The organism is Streptomyces sp. NPDC102258, from assembly GCF_055584685.1.
Map to the genome: position 1 here is coordinate 226,751 of NZ_JBVJLO010000007.1, position 21,675 is coordinate 248,425.

Here is a 21,675-nt window from a genome sequence, read left to right on the forward strand (position 1 = left end):
CCCCAGGACGCAGGCCGGAGAGCTGACGTCCGGTCGCCACAGGGGCCGCGAAGGTCTCGGCTGGACGCATTGTTCCGCCGTCACCAGCACGGGTGCACCTCGACCCACGAGCCCAAGAGGTTCGGGCTGGTCAGTACCGGCGTCCGTCAACACCGGTCAGAAAAGCCGCACTTGAAGATCACACGCTCGGCATCCAGCCGATTACGCTGTGTGTTCGTCCAATCGGCTCAATGAGGAATCCGTATGAGCTACACAGACCAGGACGTACACGACGGCCGTCGACTCATGAACGATGGCCGCGACAACCGGCTCGTGATCGGCGACAAGCTCCTATCAGTCGCAGCCCTAGGCCAGGACGATGCTCTCGACCACTTCTGCGACGAGATCAGCCTCAATCCCCGGACCGCACGCCAATACCAGCACACCGCCCGCATGTGCACCCCGCCCGTACGGCAGACCGTGGCGGACAGCGGCGTCCACGTCAGCTACAGCGCTCTGCGGGAAGGCGCCCGCCTGGCGCCCTCCGGGAAGCCGTACGACGAGGGTTTCACCACCCTCCGCTCGCTCCTGGCGGAAGCCCGCGAGACCGGCGCCGGCCGCGTTTCGGTGGCCCAGTACAAGCGAGCCCTCGGCATCGGACCGGCCTTGAAGGATCTGCTGGACCCCTCCGCCGAGACGTCGGTCTCCGACTACCTTCGAGCGCTGTCCGAAGGCGATCCCGTCCAGCGGGACAAGGTGCTGCGCGAGCTGGTGGAGGAAGACGACGCCTTCCGCAACGCGATGAAGGCGGCGATGGACGACAAGCGCCGCCGGGACCGTGAGGGCCGCATCGGGGAACCCGGGCAGAGGCCCACCAAGGCCCAGGCCCTGACACGAGACCTGGTGCGGGTGCAAGACCAGGCCACTGCCCTCATGAACAGGTATCCGCCTTCAACCCCACTGGATTTCACCGACGAACAGCACGCTGCTTGCCAGGAGGCGCTGGGCACCCTGGAAGTCCTCACGACATGGATCAGGGTCAGGGCCGACAGTCAGGCCTCCCCGGCCGCCCCCACCCGCAGTGAGTCCCGGACCCTGGTAGCCGTGTGATGGAGGCGGCCGCAGACGACGGCGAAGACCTCCTGGCCGCCGATATCGAAGAGTTCTCCACCCACGACCGCAAGGGCGGCTGGGCCCGAGCACTTCTGATCGCCCGCCGCGTCGAGCCCGACGACAACAACGGCGTTGGAATCGGACAGGAGTCCACGAAGTGGTTCGGCCGAACCACTTTCCGCCGGATCAGCGCTCGGGAGTTCGCCCGTCGCTCGCACACCAGCCACAAGCGGGTCATGGCCTTCCACGAGGCGTGGAAGCGTGCGGCTGCCGACGACATCGTCCCCTCGGTCCACGAGCTCGAACCGGGCGTCTACGTGGATCTGCCGGACGAGGAGGAAGTCCCGTTCTTTGGGGAGCACGGGTATTACCGCAGCTACGAGGCCCGCATGAGGGACGGGGAACGGCGGCAGGCGATCGAGCAGGAAGCCGTGCGGGCGGGTGTGAAGCCGACGGCGCCGGTCTACGTGGCCCAGCAGCCGAAGGCCCTGAAGACTGCGATCCTGGCCGACCCCACCGCCCGTGCCGCCGCGAGGGAGGCTATTGAGGAGTTCGAGCGGCGCCAGACCGTGGCCGACGCCGAAGACCGTGCTGCGGCACGGCAATCGGCGGATGTCCGGGACAGGCAGCTTGACCAGGAGGAACCGGGGCCGGCCCACCCGGTGGCGGACACAGAGGCCGCGGAGATCGCGCGGGCTGTCCGAGCCGCTTCTCAGGGCAACGGCAACCCCGACGTGGCCTTGCAGGTCTTCACTGAGATGACCCAGGTCCGTCTCGGTACCCTGCGAGCGCTTTCGCTGCTCCAGCGGCACCAGATCAGCTTCACCGACGAGCGGAGCCAGGCGATCTCGGAGTTGTGCTCGGCCACCGAGGCAGCCGTCACTTTCATCCGCGACCTGGCCGCCAGCAGTTCCACAACGCTCAATGATGCCGCCCTGCGGGCCTTCCTGGACGAAAGCGAGAAGCTGCGATGACCACCCGGGACGAGGGCCGGCCGCCCACGCAGCTGGAGCAGGACGCCGTCGAGGTCCTGCTCTGGTTCAAGCACAACGCCGGCCGGGAGGTCGCCTACAAAGATATCGCCTCCGGGGTCGGCATCCCCGAAGGCCGCCGCCTCCAGGCAGCCGTCCGCCATGCCCGCAGGGCAGCCGAGCACATGGGACACCGGCTGGAGAACTTCCTTCCCTCACGTGATCCGCGACGCAGGGGCGCCCGTGTCACCCGCTTCAACCTCAAGGGACACGGCGACGAGTTCAGTGCCCGTGACGCGCTGTACGCCTCCAAGGTGGCGGTCTCCGCGATGTACGACATGCGGCGTTCGTGCACGTACGAGGCCGACAACGTCAACGGAGTCGCACCCAAGGCATTCCAGGAGATGGCCTCCGCTGTCGACGGCTGCATCCAGACCGTCAGCGGGGTCGGGGAACTTGGACAGGAAGTATGCCGACTCCAAGGCGAGAACCGCGACTTGTCCCGGCGCATTGCCGAGCTGGAGGCCCAGCTCGGCGAAGCAAATTTTGATGGAACGCCGTACATGACCGCTTGAATCGGGTCGACAGTGCCCAGCAGGCCATGCTGGGCACTCCGGCAACGAGATTCGGATGGTCACTCGTGCTGGATGCGGAACCGATCGTACGTATCCATGATGAAGTCTGAAGGATCCTGCCCCTGATCCTTCAGATCCATCATCTCTTTGAGATCGGCAGTCGTAATGAACAGGATGATCTTTTTCTGGTCGCTGAAGATGGAGTTCCTGCGAGTGTGAGCCGATTTGTTGGGCTCTACGTTGGTGCAAAGTATAGCCAGCCGCCCCCAATCCCCGCGGAGGTAGTTGGCTGTCTGATCTACCTCTTCCCTGCCTATGCCAGTCTTGTCGTAGTTCTTGAACTCGACAGGAATTAGCTGCGCATCCAGATCGTGTCGCAACATGCCCCAATTACTCTGTAGGTCTTCGTAGCGATTGGGGAAGACGGCATCGCGACGTTCCACGCCAGAGTAAGTATGAGCCTGCGGTGTCGGCTTTCGCAGGGGTGGCACAAAGAGGTGGACTAGGGTATCAAGGGCGACTCTCTCGAACGCTTGCCATCCGGCAAACCCAGGGGGGCACGCTTCCAAGCGGTCGCGTAGTTGCTTGCTGGTCGATACGTTCGGAGAGTTCAACGCTCCCCACCGGCCTTGGAGGGGTTGCCATACTTGAGCACGAGCTCCGGGTACTTGAGCAGTCGGTACTTTACATCCGCGCCGTCCAGCACTTGAATCCTCGGCAGGCTTGATGACGCCACGAGGTCGCCCAATGCCCTTTTCGCTACTGAAGTCAGCTGACCGTTAGTGACGATCAGGCCGTCGCGTCCTCCGCTAACCTCCGCGAACCTCGCGGCGATCTCATAGAGATTTGCGACAGAGAGCCGATGGTGGCGGTACGCCTTTACCTCGACGATGTACTCGGTTGCTTCTGCCCCATCAATTCCCGGGGTGTGGAGAAGCAGATCATATCCGCGATCTCCTGGCCCGCGAGAGGGTGTTACGGCGTAACCCTCATGCTGAAGCAGGTCTGCCACGAGCACTTCGAACGCATGTGGAGTGAGGTCGAGCAAGTCGAGCGATCTAGCCCCTGTGATCCTCCGAGCCAGTGAGTCGATTTCCGTACCGGGTTGGGTCATATCGATTGCGACGCGATTCAGCAGTGGCTCGGGAATTTTGCGAGGGCTAATTAGCGTCGGGATCACGTCCACGCCACGTTGATCCATGGCGCGATCCAGGTCAAACAACTCCTCATCCTTCGGGAGGTCTCCGGAAGAGATGAGGAAGACGAACGAGTCGCCTGACTCGGCAAGTTCCAGGATTCTCGAATTCCAGGACCGTGCTTCATCGGAGCCCAATTGCACAACTTGGGCGTCCAACTTGCTCATCCTGAGCTCTGTCGCAATCTCCTCTGCTGCCAGCCGATCCGCCGGCCAATGGCCGACAAGCACTCTTCTGTAATACCTCTCCTGCGCCAACGCCTTTTCCCCCTCGGTGACTTGTGTGCGATAGCTGCATGCCCAATGCGCTGTCTCCGCTGCACTCGGTGGCTCGCAAGCTAGTCGTCTCAAGCAGAAGCCGCGCCCTGTTGCCGGTTTGTCTGTCTCATCAACTGGCGTCCGGCCTCCCGCGCGGCAACAAGATCGTCCTGGGTCTCTGCGAGCCTCGCCCTGAGTTCGTCGCGTTCAGTACGTAGCTCGTCCCGTTCCCAGGTGAGGCCTTCCACGGCCTTCAGGAGCTCGTTGACGCGGGCCGCCAGCTCCTTGGTACCAGCCTGTTCCACCTGGGCCCCCAAAGACCGCTGGACGGCCTTCTTGAGGCGGTCGCGCTCCTCGCGCAGAGCCTTGTTCTCATCGCGGACCAGAGCGAGGTCCGTGGCCAAGCTCGCCGCCGAGGCGTTCACGCCCGCCTGCCGAGTACGGCGCTCGGCCTTGCCCTGGCCCTTCATGGCGGCCTCGATGTGCTCGCGGACGCCTTCGGCGTAGACGAGCCAGTTCGAGACCCCGGCCGCACGTGCGACCCCGAGGAAGGTGACCGTCTCGCCGCTGGCCTTCATGCCGTCCAGGGCCGCGAGGACCTTGGCGCGTTTGGCCTGGCTGTCCTTCCTGCGGGACTCCCGCAGGATGTCGCCAGGGGTGCGCTTGTCCTGCGTCATGCCGTGCTCCCACTCCGCGGCGCCGGGAAGGTGGGCATGGGCAGCGAGACGGCGGCTCCGCCGCCGGCGGCCCGCACCTTGCGCAAGACGGCCGACGCCTGCTCGACCTCCTCGCGCTCGTCCGCGCCCATGGCCTCCATCAGCTTCCGCATCGTCTCCACGACTCCCTTGAAGGCGCCGATCTGGTCTTCCAGGTTCCGGACGACGAACTCGTCTACTTCCATGATGACCGCCATCTCCCGGTTGGCCTTAAGCGACCGGATGTGATCCTCGATGTGCGGAAGGTATGAGGGGTCGGGCCGGTAGGAGGGGCAGGCCGCACACTGGAACCGGATCGGACAGGCATTGCCGCCCGCCTTGACGTTGGACGGCTCCGTGCAGTTGCCGAACGGCACGGCCACCGCACGTGCCTGGTAGGCGGTGGCCGATGCCATCGGCGCGGGCCTGCCCGCCCGGTCCACGGTATGCAGGCGCATCACGTTGACCGCCTGGCGCTTCCGCTTCTGGCTGACCTTGTAGTAGCCCTGAGTCGTCGCGGTCGACCGGTGGTCCATCAGGTCGCACAGCACGTCGATAGGCACCCCGGCGTCCGCGTGCCGCTGGCAGTACGAGTGCCGGAACGCGTACGGGAAGATGAGCGACCGGTCGAACGGGACACGCTCGCCGTCCAGCCCGAACTCCTCGGCGAGGATCACCGGAACGCTGTCAGCCCACTTCCGGATGATCGCCCAGATTTGCTCCGAGACCAGGTGCCGCACGATCCCGTTCTCACCAGCCGGAGGGAACAAGTACGGCTCGCTGCCGGTGGGCAGGTCGATCGTCTCCCGCACGGCGAGCCAGGTCTGGACGACCTTCACGGTGTCGGAAGTGATCTCCAGACGCCGGCCGTTGCGGCGGCCCTTGCGGTTGTCCCAGATCAGCAACCACTCGCCGTCCACACGTTCGAGGCAGGTGGTCCGCAGTTCGGCGATCTCGTACGGCCGCCGTCCGGTATCCCGCAGCAGCTCATACACGGCACGGGCCATGGCCCCCACCTGCTCGGGAGTCATCCGGCCGTGCGAAACGCCGCGCCCCAGCAGGTGCATGTGCTGATCGAGCTGGGCGATCACCGACTCCGGCAGGGCCTTGCCCGCCTCGTCCTCGGTGACCTCCTCGGCCTTGATGACGTGGCTGGAGTGGCGGGCGAAGCTGGCCGACATGTTGTCCAGGTGCCCGGCCGCACGGGTGTAGTCGAGGATCTTGAAGAAGAACGAGAGCAGGGCGCCCCGCTGCTTGCTCCCCATCGGGGTGCCGTCCAGCTTGAGCAGGTGGCGGAATGTGTCGACTACTGCGTTCATGTCGGCGAAGGCCAGGACGGCTGCGTCCTGGCCGCCTCCTGGCCGCATGTCCAGAGCCCGTGAAGCCGCCAGGCAAGCTCGCAGCCCCCGCCGGACTTCGGCCGTCTTCGGCTTTGTCTCGGCGATCCAGGTGACCAGGATGTTCCGCAGCCACGGCTGGCGGATCTCGGTCACGTCCAGATCTCCGGGGCGGTGCGTCGGTGTACCACGTAGGCCCCGCACGCCGAGTTCGGACAGGTCCAGGACATCCCTGCTGGTCGGCTCGATGCCCTGGGACCGGTCGAGTGCGCCGGTCAGGATGCGCTGGGTCTCGCGCAGGAAGGCGTCCACGTTCGTCTGCTTGGGGCGGGGCAGCCGTTCCGCCGGCAACAGGGCGATGCTCACCATGCCGTCCGGGAACTGGGCGATGGCCTGGCGGACCGCTACCGGGTCAATCTTCTGGCCGCGCACGTCGCGCTGCTGGAGCGCGTAGAGCACTTCCAGCCGGGCCACCAGGTGCAAGGGAGCCAGGGAGAACTGGTGGACGTTGAGGAAGGGTGCCTGGCGGTCCAGCCACTCGGGGTCAACCCTCGCCAAGTCCCGCCGCCCGCGCAAGCTGGCTGTGTACTTCTTCCAGCGGGCCGTGTGTACGGAGCACAGGCCGAAGGTGGCCCGTGCGTCATGGCCGCAGCCGGACACCGAGCACGCGGGGGAAGCCGGGTACGGCTCCTGCCGGGCGATCCAGGAGTCCAGTTTGGAGCCGGGATTGCGCTGCAAGTCCTTCTGCCTCAGAGAGCCGTGGGCGTTGCACAGCCCCCACACCGCCGACTCCCGCGGACAGTCGTCCACGCGGCACAGGGCCCGCTGGCCCCCTATCACCCGGTTGCGGTCCGGAACAAAGGTCGCCTTGAACGCCTTCAGGTCCAAGACGCTTGCGCGGAAAGCCTTCTCGCAGGTCGGGCACAGGTTCCGGGTCCGGGCCATCGCGTCACAGGCCGCCGTGCCGCACCGGTAGACCACCGTGCCCGCGTTGTCGACGTCCCCGGTGAACAGCCTCCTTCCGGCGTCCCACTCGCCAAGCCGCCATGCGGGGTCGACCTGTTCGCGAAGCCATGCAGCCCAGGCTGTGAGGACTTCGGACGCCTCATCGTCGACGGGGGTATCGTCCGGCGCGGGCCGGGGCTGGTGGAGCGGTACGACATTCCCCGTCGCCGTCACGTGCGGGCTTCCTTCCTCTTGGCGGCCACCAGCTCGACGGCGTCGCGCTTGTCCTGGTCTGTGGTGTGGGTGTACGGGTCCATCGACTGCGGCGACACGTGCCCGGCCATGTCCTGGGCCACGTCGCGGGGCACGCCGGAGCGGACCCAGCGGGTAATCGCGGAGTGCCTGAACATGTGCGGGCGGGCGCGGACCCCGGCCCGCTTGGCCAGCCGCTTGAACAGCTCGTATGTGCTGGGGTACTTCATCGGCTCGCCCAGCGGAGCGTGGAAGAGGTTGACGAACACCATGTCGCAGTCAGCGGCTTCGGCCACCGCATCGCGCTCGTAGCGGTAGTCGGCATACAAGGCGACAGCCTCGATCTCGACCGGTATCCAGCGAGGCTGGCGGGACTTGGCATACGCGCCATTGCTGTTCCGGCGTCGGCGCACATGGACATGGGGCCCTTCAACCTTGCAACCCAGCGAAGTCGAATCAGGCAGGAAATGCATATCTTCTCGGCGCAGCCCCAGAGCCTCCCCGATTCGCATGCCGGTCACCGCGAGCAGGGAGACGAGAAAACGATCACGGGCATGAGTGGTGAAGTTGATCAAGTGGTTGATCTGATCGTCGGAAAGCCACTCGTAGCCAGGCACCGCGATGCGGAATTTGATCCGCCGCGCCTGCACCGTGCGGTACTGGCCGTCTTCGCCGGGGTCGAATCCGGGCGGGGTGTACCGAAGGTATTTCGGCTGAACGAGCTGGCTGACGACGGTCGGTGGCACCCAGCCTTGAAGCGAGCACCACGTCAGGAACTCGCCGATCGTGCCCATGATGGCGTTCGCCGTGCCTTCGTCGCGATACCGCGGCTCGGCGCCGGGCTTGCGGCTCCTGCTCGGCAGTGGCTCATCGACCAGCCACCGCATCATGGCTATCAGTTGGGCCAGCTTGGGGCGCGTCCAGTCCACGCCGTTCTGGACGCAGTACGAGAGGTACAGGGCGATGCGTCCCGCGTACGTCCGCTCCGTGTTGTACGAACGGCTGGCACCCCGAAGACCCTCCAGGTAGGCGCACGCCTCGGTGTGCAGCTCGAAGGAGTCGTTGACGACCACCCAGTACGTGGAGTTGTCGGCGAGGAGGGCACGTTCGGCCCGGTAGTGCCGGGTCAGGACAGCAGAGATGACCAACGTGCCTAACACCCCTTGGATATCGTTAAGGCAAGTACATGATTACCCTACTTGCCTCACATGTCTGAATGTAATCAGGTACCCAAGATAACGATCGCGGCCTGTGCGTTCGCTGCCGTTCTGTACAAGGTGGTGACGAGTGACGTGGTCTCCGCGGCCCTTCAGTCGACCATCGGGAAGGCGCTCGATGCGCCCTTCTGAGCCGCCTTCCGAGCACCCTTCTGCACATCCTTACGGGCGCCCCTCCGGGCCTCCTTACGGGCGAAAGCGGGCAGGAATCCAGGACCGGGGATATGTGACGGCGGAGGCCGCGTTGATCATTCCGGCGCTGGTGCTGTTCGCGGCGCTGCTGGTGTGGGCGCTGATGGCGGCGGCCGCGCAGATCCGGTGTGTGGACGCCGCTCGGGCCGGTGCCCGGGCGGCGGGCCGCTCGGAACCGGTGGCGGCGGCCGTGGCGGCGGCCCGGGCGGCGGCCCCGCCGGGGGCCCGGGTGGAGGTGGAGCGCTCGGGCGACCTGTGGCGGGTCCGGGTCGAGGCCCCGCCGCCGGGGCCGACCGGGCTGCCGGTACGGATCGGGGCGCTGGCGGTGGCCCTGGCGGAGGACAGCGTGGGGGCGCCGCCGTGAACCGGGAGCGGGGCTCGGCGACGGTGTGGGCCACGGTGGTCGCGACGGCCCTGGTGGCGGTGTTCGGGGGCGTGCTGCTGCTCGGGCAGGCGGTGGTGGCCCGCCACCGGGCGGGGGCGGCCGCGGACCTGGCGGCCCTGGCCGCGGCGGCGACCTGGGCGCGGGGGCCGCAGGAGGCCTGTGCGGTGGCCGGTCGGGTGGCGCGGGCCCAGGGGGCGGAGGTGGCGGAGTGCCGGCTCGGGGGCGAAGTGGCGGATGTCACAGCCCGGACCCGGTCCGGCCTCTTCACCCCGACGGCTCCGGCCCGCGCGGGCCCCCCGCTCCCGCCGGAGGGCTGAGCGGGCGGGTGCGGGTCTCTCCCCGGGAGGGGCGAGCGTGCGGGCCCCCGGCCCGTGTCAGGGGCTGGGCGGGGTGTCTGCGGGGTCGCTCGGGGCGGGTGTGGCCACAGGGTCCGACGGGGTCGGGGTCGGGGCCACCGGGTCCGTCGGGGCCGACGTGAGGAGGTGGGTGAGGAGGCGGAGCGCGCCGCGTTTGTGGAGGGGGTCGTTGCCGTTGCCGCACTTGGGGGACTGGATGCAGGAGGGGCAGCCCGCGTCGCACTCGCACGCGGCGATGGCGTCCCGGGTGGCCGTGAGCCAGGCCCGGGCGGTGTGGAAGCCCCGCTCGGCGAAGCCGGCGCCGCCGGGGTGGCCGTCGTAGACGAAAACGGTCGGGAGGAGGGTGTCGGGATGCAGCGGGACCGAGACCCCGCCGATGTCCCAGCGGTCGCAGGTGGCGAACAGCGGGAGCAGGCCGATGGAGGCGTGCTCGGCGGCGTGCAGGGCGCCGCCGAGGATCTCCGGGTTGATCCGGGCCTCGTCGAGCTGGTCCTCGGTGACCGTCCACCACACGGCCCGGGTCCGCAGGGTGCGCGGCGGCAGGTCCAGCTTGGCCTCGCCGAGCACCTCGCCGGTGATCAGCTTGCGCCGCAGGTAGGAGACGACCTGGTTGGTGACCTCCACGGAGCCGAAGCAGAGCCGGGCCGCGCCCCAGGGGATCTCCGTCTCGGTCTCCAGGATGGCGATGGAGGTGGTGTCCCGGGCGGTGGTGGAGAACGGCGGGGACGCCTCCTCGACCAGGGCCACGGAGTCCTCCAGGTCCAGGTGCCGCACCAGGTAGGTGCGGCCCTGGTGGAGGTGGACGGCGCCGTCGTGGACGGCGGTGTGGGACGCGGACTCGTCCACGGTGCCCAGCAGCCGGCCGGTCGCGGCTTCGACGATCTGCACCGGGCGGCCGCCGCCCCCGCGGATGTCCGCCAGGTCGCAGGCCCGCTCCCGGCGGGTCCAGTGCCAGGCCGTGGCCCGCCGCCGCAGCAGCTTGGCGGCCTCCAGCTGGGGCAGCAGCTCGCGCGCGGCGGGGCCGAAGAGGTCCAGGTCGGGCTCGGTCAGCGGGATCTCGGAGGCGGCCGCGCACAGGTGCGGGGCCAGGACGTACGGGTTGTCGGGGTCCAGGACGGTGGCCTCCACGGGCCGCCGGAAGAGCGCCTCGGGGTGGTGGACCAGGTAGGTGTCCAGTGGGTCGTCCCGGGCGATCAGCACGGCCAGGGCGCCCTGGCCGGCGCGTCCCGCCCGGCCCGCCTGCTGCCACAGGGAGGCCCGCGTGCCCGGGTAGCCGGTGATCAGCACGGCGTCCAGGCCGGACACGTCGATGCCCAGCTCCAGGGCGGTCGTGGCGGCCAGTCCCAGCAGGTCACCGGAGTGCAGGGCGCGCTCCAGGGCCCGCCGCTCCTCGGGCAGGTAGCCGCCCCGGTAGGCCGCGACACGCCCGGGCAGCGAGCGGTCCACCTCCGCGAGGCGTTCCTTGGCGATCACGGAGATCAGCTCGGCGCCGCGCCGGGAGCGGACGAAGGCCACCGTACGGACGCCCTGCGCGACCAGGTCGGTCAGCAGGTCGGCGGTCTCAGCGGTCGCCGTACGGCGCACCGGGGCGCCCTTCTCGCCCCTCAGGTCGGTCAGCGGCGGCTCCCAGAGGGCGAAGACGACCTCGCCGCGCGGGGAGGCGTCGTCGGCCACCTCGGTGACCGCCACGCCCGTCAGCCGGGACGCGGCGGCCGCCGGGTCGCTCGCGGTGGCGGAGGCCAGCAGGAACACCGGCTCGGAGCCGTAGCGGGCGCAGAGCCGGCGCAGCCGCCGCAGGACCTGGGCGACGTGGGAGCCGAACACGCCCCGGTAGGTGTGGCACTCGTCGATGACCACGTAGCGCAGCGCCTTCAGGAAGGCCGACCAGCGCGGATGGGAGGGCAGGATCCCCCGGTGCAGCATGTCGGGGTTGGTCAGCACGTAGTTCGCGTACTGGCGCACCCACTCGCGTTCCTCGAAGGGGGTGTCGCCGTCGTACACGGCGGGCCGTACGGCGTTCCCGAGCGGCGCGGCCAGCTGCCGCACCCCCCGGCGCTGGTCGGCCGCCAGAGCCTTGGTCGGGGCCAGGTAGAGGGCGGTCGCGCCCCTGCCGTTCGGGGCCTCGGCGCCGTCCGCGAGGGCGGAGAGCACCGGCGCGAGGTACGCCAGCGACTTGCCGGAGGCGGTGCCGGTGGCGACGACCACCGACTCGCCGTCCAGGGCGTGCTCGGCGGCCGCGGCCTGGTGTTCCCACGGATGTTCGATCCCGGCGGCCTGGATGGCGGCCACGACATCCGTTCGGATGCGGTCCGGCCAGACCGCATGACGACCCGCCCTAGGGGGCAAGTGCTCCGTATGAGTGATGCGCGCAGCTCGGGAAGGCCCCCGTGACAGGCGGTCCAGGACCGCGCCGGGAGTGGGTCGTGGGTCCGCCGCGGGCGTGGCCGGACCCGGGCGCTGAATGTTGGCCATTGGAACCGAGTGTGTCACCGGCGTGCGGGACAATGGACCCAAGGCGTCGTGCGCGCCTGCCGGTAAGTGATTGAATGCCATCGCGGCAGCCGATCCCTCCCCTACCTTCGGACGGGGAGGCCCCTGGGGGGCGCCGCTCGATAGCAAGGTGCTGGAGGATCCGTGGACCTGTCCCTGTCGACTCGCACTGTCGGCGACCGCACGGTCGTAGAGGTCGGTGGCGAGATTGATGTGTATACCGCGCCCAAGCTGCGCGAGCAGTTGGTGGAGTTGGTGAACGACGGCAGCTACCACTTGGTTGTCGACATGGAGCGAGTGGACTTCCTCGACTCCACCGGCCTCGGTGTGCTCGTGGGAGGCCTCAAGCGCGTGCGCGCGCACGAGGGCTCGCTGCGTCTGGTCTGCAACCAGGAGCGCATCCTGAAGATCTTCCGAATCACCGGTCTGACCAAGGTGTTCCCGATCCACACCACCGTGGAAGACGCCGTCAGCGCCACCGACTGACGGCTCCGGCGACTGCCGCCGCGGCGGCACAGGAGCCGACGAGGAGCAGGGGGTACCGGACCGTGGACGGTCCGGGCCCCTGTCAAGGCACGCCCGTAGTCCGAGGGGGACGTACATGGCCACCGTTGAACTGCGCTTCAGCGCCCAGCCCGAACACGTCCGGACGGCCCGCCTGGTCGCGGCCGCCGTGGCGCGCCGGGCGGGGGTGGAGGAAGCCGTCCTCGACGAGGTCCGCCTCGCCGTGGGCGAGGCCTGTTCACGTGCCGTCGGACTGCACCGCAGCAACGGGCTGACCGCGCCCGTCCGGGTGGTGCTGACCGAGGAGGAGAAGGCTTTCTCCATCGAGGTCGGCGACGAGGTGCCCGGACCGGCCGGCGGTTCCGCCGAGGCCGTGTCCGGGATCACCGCTGTCCTGGATCCGGACACCGACGGCGAGGACGAGATGGGCCTCGCCGTGATCAGCGGTCTCGTCGACGACGTCTCGGTGACCGCCGGCGAGCATGGCGGAACGATCCGGATGAGCTGGCCCGTCGCCGGCGGCGGTGGCTCCGACCACCGGTAGGCGCTGGTCCCGTCGTATCTTCCGATCTTTTTAAAGGCCCTGCTGAGCAGGGCCTTTTTTATTTCCGAACGACCGTCAATGCCTTTGCCCCATTACTTCTTTCGGGGGTAATGGAGTGGCGTGATCTATTGGTGAGGGGCGAGTGCGGGCCAATTCCGTTTCACGCCCACTGTTTTGATCGGGGCGCGCTCCCTACAATCCGTCCACATCTTGAGCTCATCACGTCAAGGAGGACGAATGACGGGGCTCTTCACCCCTATCGCGCCCGATCGCGTCAATGATCTGGCAGCCGCAGTACTGACCGATGACAATCGGCTCATCGTGTACGTCATCGCGGGAGTCGCGCTGGCGGCCCTCGTCGTCGCGCAGATCCTGGTCCGCCAGGTCCTCGCCGCCGACGAGGGCACCGACAGCATGAAGACGATCGCCGCGGCGGTCCAGGAAGGTGCCAACGCCTATCTGGGACGCCAGTTGCGGACCCTCGGCGTCTTCGCCGTCGTGGTCTTCTTCCTGCTCTTCCTGCTTCCCGCGGACGACTGGTCGCAGCGGGCGGGACGTTCCGCCTTCTTCCTCGTCGGCGCGCTCTTCTCCGCCACCACCGGCTACGTCGGCATGCGCCTCGCGGTCCGCGCCAACGTGCGCGTCGCGGCCGCCGCCCGGGAAGCCACCCCGGCCGAGGGCGAACCCGCCAAGGACCTGACCGAGGTCTCCCACAAGGCGATGAAGATCGCCTTCCGCACGGGCGGCGTCGTCGGCATGTTCACCGTCGGCCTCGGCCTGCTCGGCGCGTCCTGCGTCGTCCTGGTCTACGCCGCCGATGCCCCCAAGGTGCTGGAGGGCTTCGGCCTCGGCGCCGCGCTGATCGCGATGTTCATGCGCGTGGGCGGCGGCATCTTCACGAAGGCCGCCGACGTCGGCGCCGACCTGGTCGGCAAGGTCGAGCAGGGCATTCCGGAGGACGATCCGCGCAATGCCGCGACCATCGCCGACAACGTGGGCGACAACGTCGGCGACTGCGCGGGGATGGCGGCCGACCTCTTCGAGTCCTACGCGGTCACCCTCGTTGCCGCGCTGATCCTCGGCAAGGTCGCCTTCGGCGACCTCGGCCTGGCCTTCCCGCTGATCGTGCCCGCCATCGGCGTCATCACCGCCATGATCGGCATCTTCGCCGTCGCGCCGCGCCGCTCCGACCGCAGCGGGATGACCGCCATCAACCGCGGGTTCTTCATCTCCGCGGTGATCTCCCTCGTGCTCGTCGGGATCGCCGTCTACGCGTACCTCCCGGCCACCTACAAGGAGCTCGTCGGCGTCGAGGACGCCGCCATCTCGAGCCACTCCGGGGACCCGCGCGTGCTGGCGGTGGTCGCCGTCGCCATCGGCATCGTGCTCGCGGCCCTGATCCAGCAGCTCACGGGGTACTTCACCGAGACCACCCGGCGTCCCGTCCGGGACATCGGCAAGTCCTCGCTGACCGGCGCCGCCACCGTGGTCCTCGCCGGCATCTCCGTCGGCCTGGAGTCCGCCGTGTACACGGCGCTCCTCATCGGCCTCGGCGTCTACGGGGCGTTCCTGCTCGGCGGCACGTCGATCATGCTGGCACTGTTCGCGGTGGCCCTGGCCGGTACCGGCCTGCTGACCACCGTAGGCGTCATCGTCGCCATGGACACCTTCGGGCCGGTCTCGGACAACGCCCAGGGCATCGCGGAGATGTCCGGCGACGTCGAGGGCGCGGGCGCCCAGGTGCTCACCGACCTCGACGCGGTCGGCAACACCACCAAGGCCATCACCAAGGGCATCGCCATCGCCACCGCCGTGCTCGCCGCGGCCGCGCTCTTCGGCTCGTACAACGACGCGATCGCCACCGCGGTCAAGTCGGTCGGCGCCAAGGCGGGCGAGATGAACCTCAGCCTGGACATCGCCCAGCCCAACAACCTGGTCGGGCTGATCCTCGGCGCGGCCGTGGTGTTCCTGTTCTCCGGTCTGGCCATCAACGCCGTCTCCCGCTCCGCGGGCGCCGTCGTCTACGAGGTGCGCCGCCAGTTCCGCGAGCACCCCGGGATCATGGACTACAGCGAGAAGCCCGAGTACGGGCGCGTCGTGGACATCTGCACCAAGGACGCGCTGCGCGAACTCGCCACGCCCGGCCTGCTCGCCGTCCTCACCCCGATCGCGGTGGGCTTCTGCCTCGGCGTCGGCGCGCTCGGCTCCTTCCTCGCGGGCGCCATCGGCACCGGCACCCTGATGGCCGTCTTCCTCGCCAACTCCGGTGGCGCGTGGGACAACGCGAAGAAGCTCGTCGAGGACGGCCACCACGGCGGCAAGGGCAGTGAGGCCCACGCCGCGGTCGTCATCGGCGACACCGTCGGCGACCCGTTCAAGGACACCGCGGGCCCGGCCATCAACCCGCTGCTCAAGGTCATGAACCTGGTGGCCCTGCTGATCGCGCCGGCCGTCGTCCAGTTCAGCTACGGGGACGACGCCAGCGCGGTCGTACGGGCCGTGGTCGCGGCCCTGGCCATCGGGGTGATCGTGATCGCGGTCTACGTCTCCAAGCGCCGCGGCATCGCCGTCGGCGACGAGGGCGACGACGGCGCCGCCGAGAGGGTGGCCCAGCCGGCCGGCCAGGCGGTGGTTTCCTGACCCTGCGGACGCCTCGACCGCGTCGGCACCGGCCCCTGCGGCCGTCCGGCTCGAAGATGCGCCCGAACGGCGGACGGGCGGCGCGGACTGACGCGCCGTCCGTCCGCCTTTGCGCGTACCCGGATGGAGGCCGTGTATCTTCCGGGCCGAGAGCCTTCGAAGGGACCAATCCGGTGAACAAGAAGCTTGCGGCCGCGGTGTCCGGCGGTGCGGTACTGATGCTCGTCCTGTCCGGCTGTGGCGGTGGGGACGACGGTGACAAGAAGGCCGACGCCTGGGCCAAGAAGGTCTGCGACAAATGGGAGCCCGAGCTCACCAAGATCAAGAGCACCAATGACGAGCTGAAGCGGGTGGCCAGCACGAGCAGCAAGCCGGAGGAGGTCCAGAAGACCGACTCGGCCGCGTTCCAGACGCTGTCCGACGCCTACAAGACGATGGGCGGGGCCCTTTCGGGCGCCGGCGACGCACCGGTCCAGGACGGCAAGACCGCCCAGGACGCCGTCGTCAAGAGCTACGGGGAGATCTCCAAGGGCTACACCGAGCTCAAGACGAAGATCGACGCGCTCGACGCGAAGGACCAGACGAAGTTCGCGGAGGGCCTCCAGCAGGTCGCCGGGGGGCTGACCCAGATCGCGGCGAACGAGACCGCGAGCAAGGAGAAGCTCAACTCGACCGGCCTGAAGGTGATCTACAGCCAGAAGGGCTGCCAGGTCTCCAGCAAGGGCTGAGCCGCGTGCACTCCAGCAAAGGCTGAGCCGCGCGTACTCCAGCAAGGGCTGAGCACGCGCGTACGCCGTCCAGGGCGGCCGGGACCCCGCACGGGCCCGGCCGCCCCGGCGCGCGCGGGGCACCGCGCACCGGGGTTCGTACGCATCGGGGGTCCCAGCGGCCACAATGGGCGGGTGAGTACCACCAGTCTCCCCACGCCCGCCCGCGCCGCCGAACTCCGCGCCGCCCTCCTCGCCGCCGGGTTCACCGCCGACGGCCTGCTCGAGATGCTCGGGGCCCCCGCCTACGCCGCGCTCGCCCGCAGCGAGACGGTGCCCGCCCTGCGCGCCGCCCGCGCCCACGGGGACGGCCCGCTCGCCTGCCTGGTCCGCCTGTTCCTGCTCCAGGGCTCCGTGCCGTACGCGCACGCCGCCGCCGCGCTGCCCGTCGAGGCCGCGCTCGCCGACGGCTGGCTGCGGCGGGAGGAGAGCGCCGGCGGCGCGGACACGGTGCGCGCCAGCGTCGACGTGCGCCCGTACGGCGGGCCCGACGGCGAGGACTGGTTCATCGTCTCGGACCTCGGCTGCGCCGTCGGCGGGGCCGGCGGAATCGGCAGCCGGGACGAGGGCGTCGTGCTCGGCGTCGGCGGCGCCTCCACCACCCTGGCCGGAATCACCGTCCGCGTCCCGGTCGGATCGGCCCTCGACCTCGGCACCGGGTCGGGCATCCAGGCCCTGCACGCGGCCCAGCACGCCACCCGGGTCACCGCCACCGACGTCAACCCGCGCGCCCTGGACATCACCCGGCTGACGCTCGCGCTCTCGGGGGCGCCCGCGGCCGAGCTGCTCGCCGGGTCCCTCTTCGAGCCCGTCGGCGAGGCGACGTACGACCTGATCGTCTCGAACCCGCCCTTCGTGATCTCCCCCGGCGCCCGGCTCACGTACCGGGACGGCGGGATGGGCGGCGACGACCTGTGCCGGACGCTGGTCCAGCAGGCGGGGGCCCACCTCAACCCGGGCGGCTACGCGCAGTTCCTCGGCAACTGGCAGCACGTCGAGGGCGAGGACTGGCACGACCGGGTCCGCGCCTGGGTGCCGCGCGGCTGCGACGCGTGGATCGTGCAGCGTGACGTACAGGACGTGACGCAGTACGCGGAGCTGTGGCTGCGCGACGCGGGCGACCACCGCGCCGATCCGGCCGAGTACGCGCGGCGGTACGAGGACTGGCTGGACGAGTTCGAGGCACGGGGGACCAAGGCCGTCGGCTTCGGCTGGATCACCCTGCGGCGCAGCGACGCGGCGGAGCCGTCGATCGTGGTCGAGGAGTGGCCGCACTCGGTGGAGCAGCCGCTCGGCGACACCGTCCTCGCGCACTTCGCCCGCCAGGACTACCTGCGCGAACACGACGACGCGGCCCTGCTGGCCGGGTACTTCCAGCTCACCGAGGAGATCGTCCAGGAGCAGGTCGGCGCGCCCGGGGCGGAGGACCCGGAGCACGTGGTGCTGCGGCAGCACCGCGGGATGCGCCGCGCCACCAAGGTGGACACGGTCGGGGCGGGATTCGCGGGAGTGTGTGACGGCTCACTCAGCGCGGGCCGGATCCTGGACGCGATCGCGCAGCTGGTCGAGGAGGACCCGGTCGTCCTGCGGGACCGGACGCCGGACGCGATCCGGATGCTGGTCGAGCAGGGCTTCCTGGAGCCGGTGAAGGGGCCGGCGGCGGGCTGAGGGGCCCGGCTGCGGGCTTCAGGGGCCCGCGCGGGACCGCGTAACCGCGATGTCACCCGGGGTTCGCCCGCCGTCTCCCCGGGGCTGGCAGGCTCCGGGCGGGCGGTCCGAGCGGCGGTCCGAGCGGTTCGGGGCGAGCAGTGAGCGGGGAGCGGTATGGAGAGCGGTCCGGCGGTCTTCGCGGCAGCCGTCTTCCTGCTGTTCGGAGCCGCGCTGCTGGTCTGGACCGGGGCGCGTGTCCTGCACCGCGCGCCGGTGGCGGACGGAGTGCGCCCCACGGTCGCCGTACCGGTGGCCCTGCTGGCCGGAACGGCCTCCCTGGCCCTCGGCGTCTGGTGCCTCCAAAGGTTCTGAAGCGTCCGCCCGCAGTGATCTCCGCGAGGTGAGAAACCCGACGTCGCGGCGGGTGCGGAAGCGGGGCCAGACGGCCCCGCGGCCACCCGGCCCGGTGACCGGAAGGGGGCCGCCGCGGCATCCGGGCGGCAGAAACGGCACTTGTCGGGTTACCGTTCGAGTGGCCGTTGCGGGCTTGTGCCGTTTGACACGGGGGCGGGTTGTACCGTCACACTCCGCAGCGTCGCCGTACAGCGACCGAGTGCCGACCGGAGAGAAGAGCCAAGTTGTCCCCGACTAGCGAGACCGCAAAGGGCGGCCGCCGACTCGTCATCGTCGAGTCCCCTGCCAAGGCGAAGACGATCAAGGGCTACCTCGGCCCGGGATACGTCGTCGAGGCGAGCGTCGGGCACATCCGCGACCTCCCGAACGGCGCGGCCGAGGTTCCCGACAAGTACACCGGCGAGGTCCGTCGGCTCGGCGTGGACGTCGAGCACGATTTCCAGCCGATCTACGTCGTCAACGCGGACAAGAAGGCGCAGGTCCGCAAGCTCAAGGAGCTGCTGGCCGAGTCCGACGAGCTCTTCCTCGCCACCGATGAGGACCGCGAGGGCGAAGCCATCGCGTGGCACCTGCAGGAAGTCCTCAAGCCCAAGGTCCCCGTCCACCGGATGGTCTTCCACGAGATCACCAAGGACGCGATCCGCGACGCCGTCGCCAACCCGCGCGAGCTGAACCAGCGCATGGTCGACGCCCAGGAGACCCGCCGCATCCTCGACCGCCTCTACGGCTACGAGGTCTCGCCGGTCCTGTGGAAGAAGGTCATGCCGAAGCTGTCGGCGGGCCGCGTGCAGTCCGTGGCCACCCGCCTGGTCGTCGAGCGGGAGCGCGAGCGCATCGCCTTCCGCTCCGCCGAGTACTGGGACCTGACCGGCACATTCGCCACCGGCCGCACCGGTGACGCCTCCGACCCCTCGACCCTGGTCGCCCGCCTGAACACGGTGGACGGCAAGCGCGTCGCGCAGGGCCGCGACTTCGGCGCGAACGGGCGGCTCAAGAGCGAGGTGCTGCACCTCGACGAGGCGAACGCGCGGGCGCTGGCCGCCGCGCTGGCGGACACCTCGTTCGCCGTCCGCTCGGTCGAGTCGAAGCCGTACCGCCGTTCCCCGTACGCCCCGTTCCGCACGACGACGCTCCAGCAGGAGGCCTCGCGCAAGCTCGGCTTCGGTGCGAAGGCGACGATGCAGGTGGCGCAGAAGCTGTACGAGAACGGCTTCATCACCTATATGCGTACGGACTCTACGACGCTGTCCGACACCGCGGTGTCGGCGGCGCGGGCGCAGGTCACCCAGCTCTACGGGGCCGACTACCTGCCGGAGAAGCCGCGCGTGTACGCCGGCAAGGTCAAGAACGCGCAGGAGGCGCACGAGGCGATCCGGCCTTCGGGTGATCGTTTCCGCACTCCGGCCGAGACCGGTCTGAGCGGCGACCAGTTCCGCCTGTACGAGCTGATCTGGAAGCGGACCGTCGCCTCCCAGATGAAGGACGCCGTCGGAAACTCCGTCACCGTCAGGATCGGCGGCCGGGCGGCCGACGGGCGGGACGCCGAGTTCACCGCCTCCGGCAAGACGATCACCTTCCACGGCTTCATGAAGGCCTACGTCGAGGGCGCGGACGACCCGAACGCCGAGCTCGACGACCGCGAGAAGCGGCTGCCGCAGGTCGCCGAAGGCGACGCGCTGAGCGCCGAGGAGATCACCGCCGACGGCCACTCGACCAAGCCGCCGGCCCGCTACACCGAGGCCTCGCTGGTCAAGGAGCTGGAAGAGCGCGAGATCGGCCGCCCGTCGACGTACGCGTCGATCATCGGCACGATCCTCGACCGCGGCTACGTCTTCAAGAAGGGCACGGCGCTCGTCCCGTCCTTCCTGTCGTTCGCCGTCGTGAACCTGCTGGAGACGCACTTCGGCCGGCTCGTCGACTACGACTTCACCGCGAAGATGGAGGACGACCTCGACCGCATCGCGCGGGGCGAGGCCCGGTCCGTGCCGTGGCTGAAGCGGTTCTACTTCGGCTCGGAGGAGGCCTCGGAGGTCGTACCGGCCAACGGCGACCACCTCGGCGGGCTGAAGGAGCTGGTCACGGACCTGGGCGCGATCGACGCCCGGGAGATCTCCTCCTTCCCGGTCGGCGACGGCATCGTGCTGCGCGTGGGCCGGTACGGGCCGTACGTGGAGCGGGGCGAGAAGGACGCCGAGGGCCACCAGCGGGCGGACGTACCGGACGACCTGGCTCCGGACGAGCTGACGGTCGAGTACGCGCAGGAGCTGTTCGCGAAGCCGAGCGGTGAATTCGAGCTCGGTGCGGACCCGGTGAGCGGGAACCAGATCGTCGCGAAGGACGGTCGCTACGGGCCGTACGTCACGGAGATCCTGCCCGAGGGCACGCCGAAGACCGGCAAGAACGCGGTCAAGCCGCGGACGGCCTCGCTGTTCAAGTCGATGAGCCTGGACACGGTCACCCTCGACGAGGCGCTGAAGCTGATGTCGCTGCCGCGCGTGGTGGGCGTGGACGCGGAGGGCGTGGAGATCACGGCCCAGAACGGCCGCTACGGCCCGTACCTGAAGAAGGGCACGGACTCGCGGTCGCTGGAGACCGAGGACCAGCTCTTCTCGATCACCCTGGACGAGGCGCTCGCGATCTACGCGCAGCCCAAGCAGCGGGGCCGGGCCGCGGCCAAGCCGCCGCTGAAGGAGCTGGGCACGGACCCGGTGAGCGAGAAGCCGGTGGTGGTCAAGGACGGCCGCTTCGGGCCGTACGTGACGGACGGCGAGACGAACGCGACGCTGCGGCGGGACGACGACGTCGAGACGATCACGCCGGAGCGGGGCTACGAGCTGCTCGCGGAGAAGCGGGCGAAGACGCCGGCGAAGAAGACGGCGAAGAAGGCACCCGCGAAGAAGGCCGCCGCCAAGAAGGCTCCGGCGAAGAAGACGGCGACGGCGACGAAGGCGGCTGCCGCGAAGAAGACGGCGACGAAGACGGCGACTGCGACGAAGACGGCTGCCGCGAAGAAGACGACGGCGAAGAAGGCCGTGGCGAAGAAGGCGGTCGCGGAGGCGGCGGTCGCCGCTCCGGCGGACGAGTAACCGCGGCTCCGAGCCGACCCGGGCCCCTGTGCGAGGTGATCGCGCGGGGGCCCGGGTGTTTTGCGTGGTGGGGGCGGGCGGTGGCCGGGGTGTGGAGGTGGGTCCGGGGT

18 protein-coding genes and 1 pseudogene are annotated in these 21,675 nt (G+C 69.5%); 13 read left to right on the plus strand and 6 right to left on the minus strand.

What is annotated here, in order from left to right; translation table 11 throughout:
* The first annotated feature begins 243 nt into the window (after positions 1-243).
* The 3 genes from ACZ6ZT_RS14765 to ACZ6ZT_RS14775 are packed head-to-tail and all read left to right on the plus strand — an operon-like array spanning position 244 to position 2,638.
* Positions 244-1,089 carry a hypothetical protein gene (locus tag ACZ6ZT_RS14765; protein ID WP_469719524.1) on the plus strand — a complete coding sequence of 282 codons (846 nt, stop codon included), beginning with the start codon at positions 244-246 and terminating at the stop codon, positions 1,087-1,089.
* Positions 1,089-2,066, plus strand: coding sequence for a hypothetical protein (locus ACZ6ZT_RS14770; protein ID WP_469719526.1), 978 nt, complete (start codon positions 1,089-1,091; stop codon positions 2,064-2,066). Before ACZ6ZT_RS14765 ends, ACZ6ZT_RS14770 begins: the two co-directional genes overlap by 1 nt.
* Entirely contained in the window at positions 2,063-2,638 is a 576-nt protein-coding gene (locus ACZ6ZT_RS14775) for a hypothetical protein (protein WP_469719529.1), read from the plus strand. The genes ACZ6ZT_RS14770 and ACZ6ZT_RS14775 overlap by 4 nt, the downstream gene beginning before the upstream one ends.
* Before the next feature lie 59 nt (positions 2,639-2,697).
* Here the strand turns inward: ACZ6ZT_RS14775 and ACZ6ZT_RS14780 are convergent, their stop codons facing one another.
* The 5 genes from ACZ6ZT_RS14780 to ACZ6ZT_RS14800 form a co-directional block, all read right to left on the minus strand.
* Positions 2,698-3,081, minus strand: coding sequence for a hypothetical protein (locus tag ACZ6ZT_RS14780; RefSeq protein WP_469719533.1), 384 nt, complete (start codon positions 3,079-3,081; stop codon positions 2,698-2,700).
* Positions 3,082-3,248: 167 nt separating this feature from the next.
* On the minus strand, positions 3,249-4,091 hold the full coding sequence (locus ACZ6ZT_RS14785) for a restriction endonuclease (RefSeq protein ID WP_469719535.1): 843 nt from the start codon (positions 4,089-4,091) through the stop codon (positions 3,249-3,251).
* A gap of 89 nt (positions 4,092-4,180) precedes the next feature.
* On the minus strand, positions 4,181-4,768 hold the full coding sequence (locus tag ACZ6ZT_RS14790) for a DUF6262 family protein (protein ID WP_469719537.1): 588 nt from the start codon (positions 4,766-4,768) through the stop codon (positions 4,181-4,183).
* Positions 4,765-7,302 carry a tyrosine-type recombinase/integrase gene (locus ACZ6ZT_RS14795; protein ID WP_469719539.1) on the minus strand — a complete coding sequence of 846 codons (2,538 nt, stop codon included), beginning with the start codon at positions 7,300-7,302 and terminating at the stop codon, positions 4,765-4,767. The genes ACZ6ZT_RS14790 and ACZ6ZT_RS14795 overlap by 4 nt, the downstream gene beginning before the upstream one ends.
* Positions 7,299-8,345: a tyrosine-type recombinase/integrase gene (locus tag ACZ6ZT_RS14800; RefSeq protein ID WP_469719645.1), complete on the minus strand. Its 1,047-nt coding sequence runs from the start codon at positions 8,343-8,345 to the stop codon at positions 7,299-7,301. Before ACZ6ZT_RS14800 ends, ACZ6ZT_RS14795 begins: the two co-directional genes overlap by 4 nt.
* A 213-nt stretch (positions 8,346-8,558) precedes the next feature.
* Here ACZ6ZT_RS14800 and ACZ6ZT_RS14805 point away from each other — a divergent pair.
* The 3 genes and pseudogenes from ACZ6ZT_RS14805 to ACZ6ZT_RS14815 all read left to right on the plus strand — a co-directional run.
* Positions 8,559-8,669, plus strand: a pseudogene (locus ACZ6ZT_RS14805) (DUF4244 domain-containing protein); the annotation flags it as partial.
* Positions 8,670-8,763: 94 nt separating this feature from the next.
* Positions 8,764-9,093, plus strand: a complete 330-nt coding sequence (locus ACZ6ZT_RS14810; RefSeq protein ID WP_469719541.1) for a TadE family type IV pilus minor pilin — start codon at positions 8,764-8,766, stop codon at positions 9,091-9,093.
* A complete protein-coding gene (locus tag ACZ6ZT_RS14815; protein ID WP_469719542.1) occupies positions 9,090-9,431 on the plus strand; it encodes an Rv3654c family TadE-like protein in 342 nt (113 codons plus the stop codon). The genes ACZ6ZT_RS14810 and ACZ6ZT_RS14815 overlap by 4 nt, the downstream gene beginning before the upstream one ends.
* A 57-nt stretch (positions 9,432-9,488) precedes the next feature.
* Here the strand turns inward: ACZ6ZT_RS14815 and ACZ6ZT_RS14820 are convergent, their stop codons facing one another.
* On the minus strand, positions 9,489-12,023 hold the full coding sequence (locus ACZ6ZT_RS14820) for a DEAD/DEAH box helicase (RefSeq protein WP_469719543.1): 2,535 nt from the start codon (positions 12,021-12,023) through the stop codon (positions 9,489-9,491).
* 81 nt (positions 12,024-12,104) lie between these two features.
* On the opposite strand from ACZ6ZT_RS14820, the gene bldG reads away from it, so the two are divergent.
* From bldG to topA, 7 genes are all read left to right on the plus strand, one after another.
* Positions 12,105-12,446 carry an anti-sigma factor antagonist BldG gene (gene bldG / locus ACZ6ZT_RS14825; RefSeq protein ID WP_073917433.1) on the plus strand — a complete coding sequence of 114 codons (342 nt, stop codon included), beginning with the start codon at positions 12,105-12,107 and terminating at the stop codon, positions 12,444-12,446.
* A gap of 115 nt (positions 12,447-12,561) precedes the next feature.
* The gene (locus ACZ6ZT_RS14830) at positions 12,562-13,008 is read left to right on the plus strand and encodes an ATP-binding protein (RefSeq protein WP_469719544.1); all 447 of its coding nucleotides are present in this window, start codon (positions 12,562-12,564) and stop codon (positions 13,006-13,008) included.
* 237 nt (positions 13,009-13,245) lie between these two features.
* Complete coding sequence (locus ACZ6ZT_RS14835) at positions 13,246-15,648, plus strand: sodium-translocating pyrophosphatase (RefSeq protein WP_469719545.1); 2,403 nt, start codon at positions 13,246-13,248, stop codon at positions 15,646-15,648.
* Positions 15,649-15,821: 173 nt separating this feature from the next.
* Positions 15,822-16,376, plus strand: coding sequence for a small secreted protein (locus tag ACZ6ZT_RS14840; RefSeq protein ID WP_469719546.1), 555 nt, complete (start codon positions 15,822-15,824; stop codon positions 16,374-16,376).
* A 174-nt stretch (positions 16,377-16,550) separates the two neighbouring features.
* A complete protein-coding gene (locus ACZ6ZT_RS14845) occupies positions 16,551-18,083 on the plus strand; it encodes a DUF7059 domain-containing protein (protein WP_469719547.1) in 1,533 nt (510 codons plus the stop codon).
* A gap of 156 nt (positions 18,084-18,239) precedes the next feature.
* A complete protein-coding gene (locus ACZ6ZT_RS14850) occupies positions 18,240-18,437 on the plus strand; it encodes a hypothetical protein (RefSeq protein ID WP_469719548.1) in 198 nt (65 codons plus the stop codon).
* Positions 18,438-18,703: 266 nt separating this feature from the next.
* Positions 18,704-21,565: a type I DNA topoisomerase gene (topA, locus tag ACZ6ZT_RS14855; protein ID WP_469719549.1), complete on the plus strand. Its 2,862-nt coding sequence runs from the start codon at positions 18,704-18,706 to the stop codon at positions 21,563-21,565.
* The last annotated feature ends 110 nt before the right edge of the window (positions 21,566-21,675 follow it).

Coding starts and splice junctions, on each gene's coding strand:
- ACZ6ZT_RS14830 (WP_469719544.1), top strand. CDS start 12,562: ATGGCCACCGTTGAACTGCGCTTCAGCGCCCAGCCCGAACACGTCCGG.
- ACZ6ZT_RS14835 (WP_469719545.1), top strand. CDS start 13,246: ATGACGGGGCTCTTCACCCCTATCGCGCCCGATCGCGTCAATGATCTG.
- ACZ6ZT_RS14820 (WP_469719543.1), bottom strand. CDS start 12,023: ATGGCATTCAATCACTTACCGGCAGGCGCGCACGACGCCTTGGGTCCA.
- ACZ6ZT_RS14850 (WP_469719548.1), top strand. CDS start 18,240: ATGGAGAGCGGTCCGGCGGTCTTCGCGGCAGCCGTCTTCCTGCTGTTC.
- ACZ6ZT_RS14765 (WP_469719524.1), top strand. CDS start 244: ATGAGCTACACAGACCAGGACGTACACGACGGCCGTCGACTCATGAAC.
- ACZ6ZT_RS14775 (WP_469719529.1), top strand. CDS start 2,063: ATGACCACCCGGGACGAGGGCCGGCCGCCCACGCAGCTGGAGCAGGAC.
- ACZ6ZT_RS14790 (WP_469719537.1), bottom strand. CDS start 4,768: ATGACGCAGGACAAGCGCACCCCTGGCGACATCCTGCGGGAGTCCCGC.
- ACZ6ZT_RS14770 (WP_469719526.1), top strand. CDS start 1,089: ATGGAGGCGGCCGCAGACGACGGCGAAGACCTCCTGGCCGCCGATATC.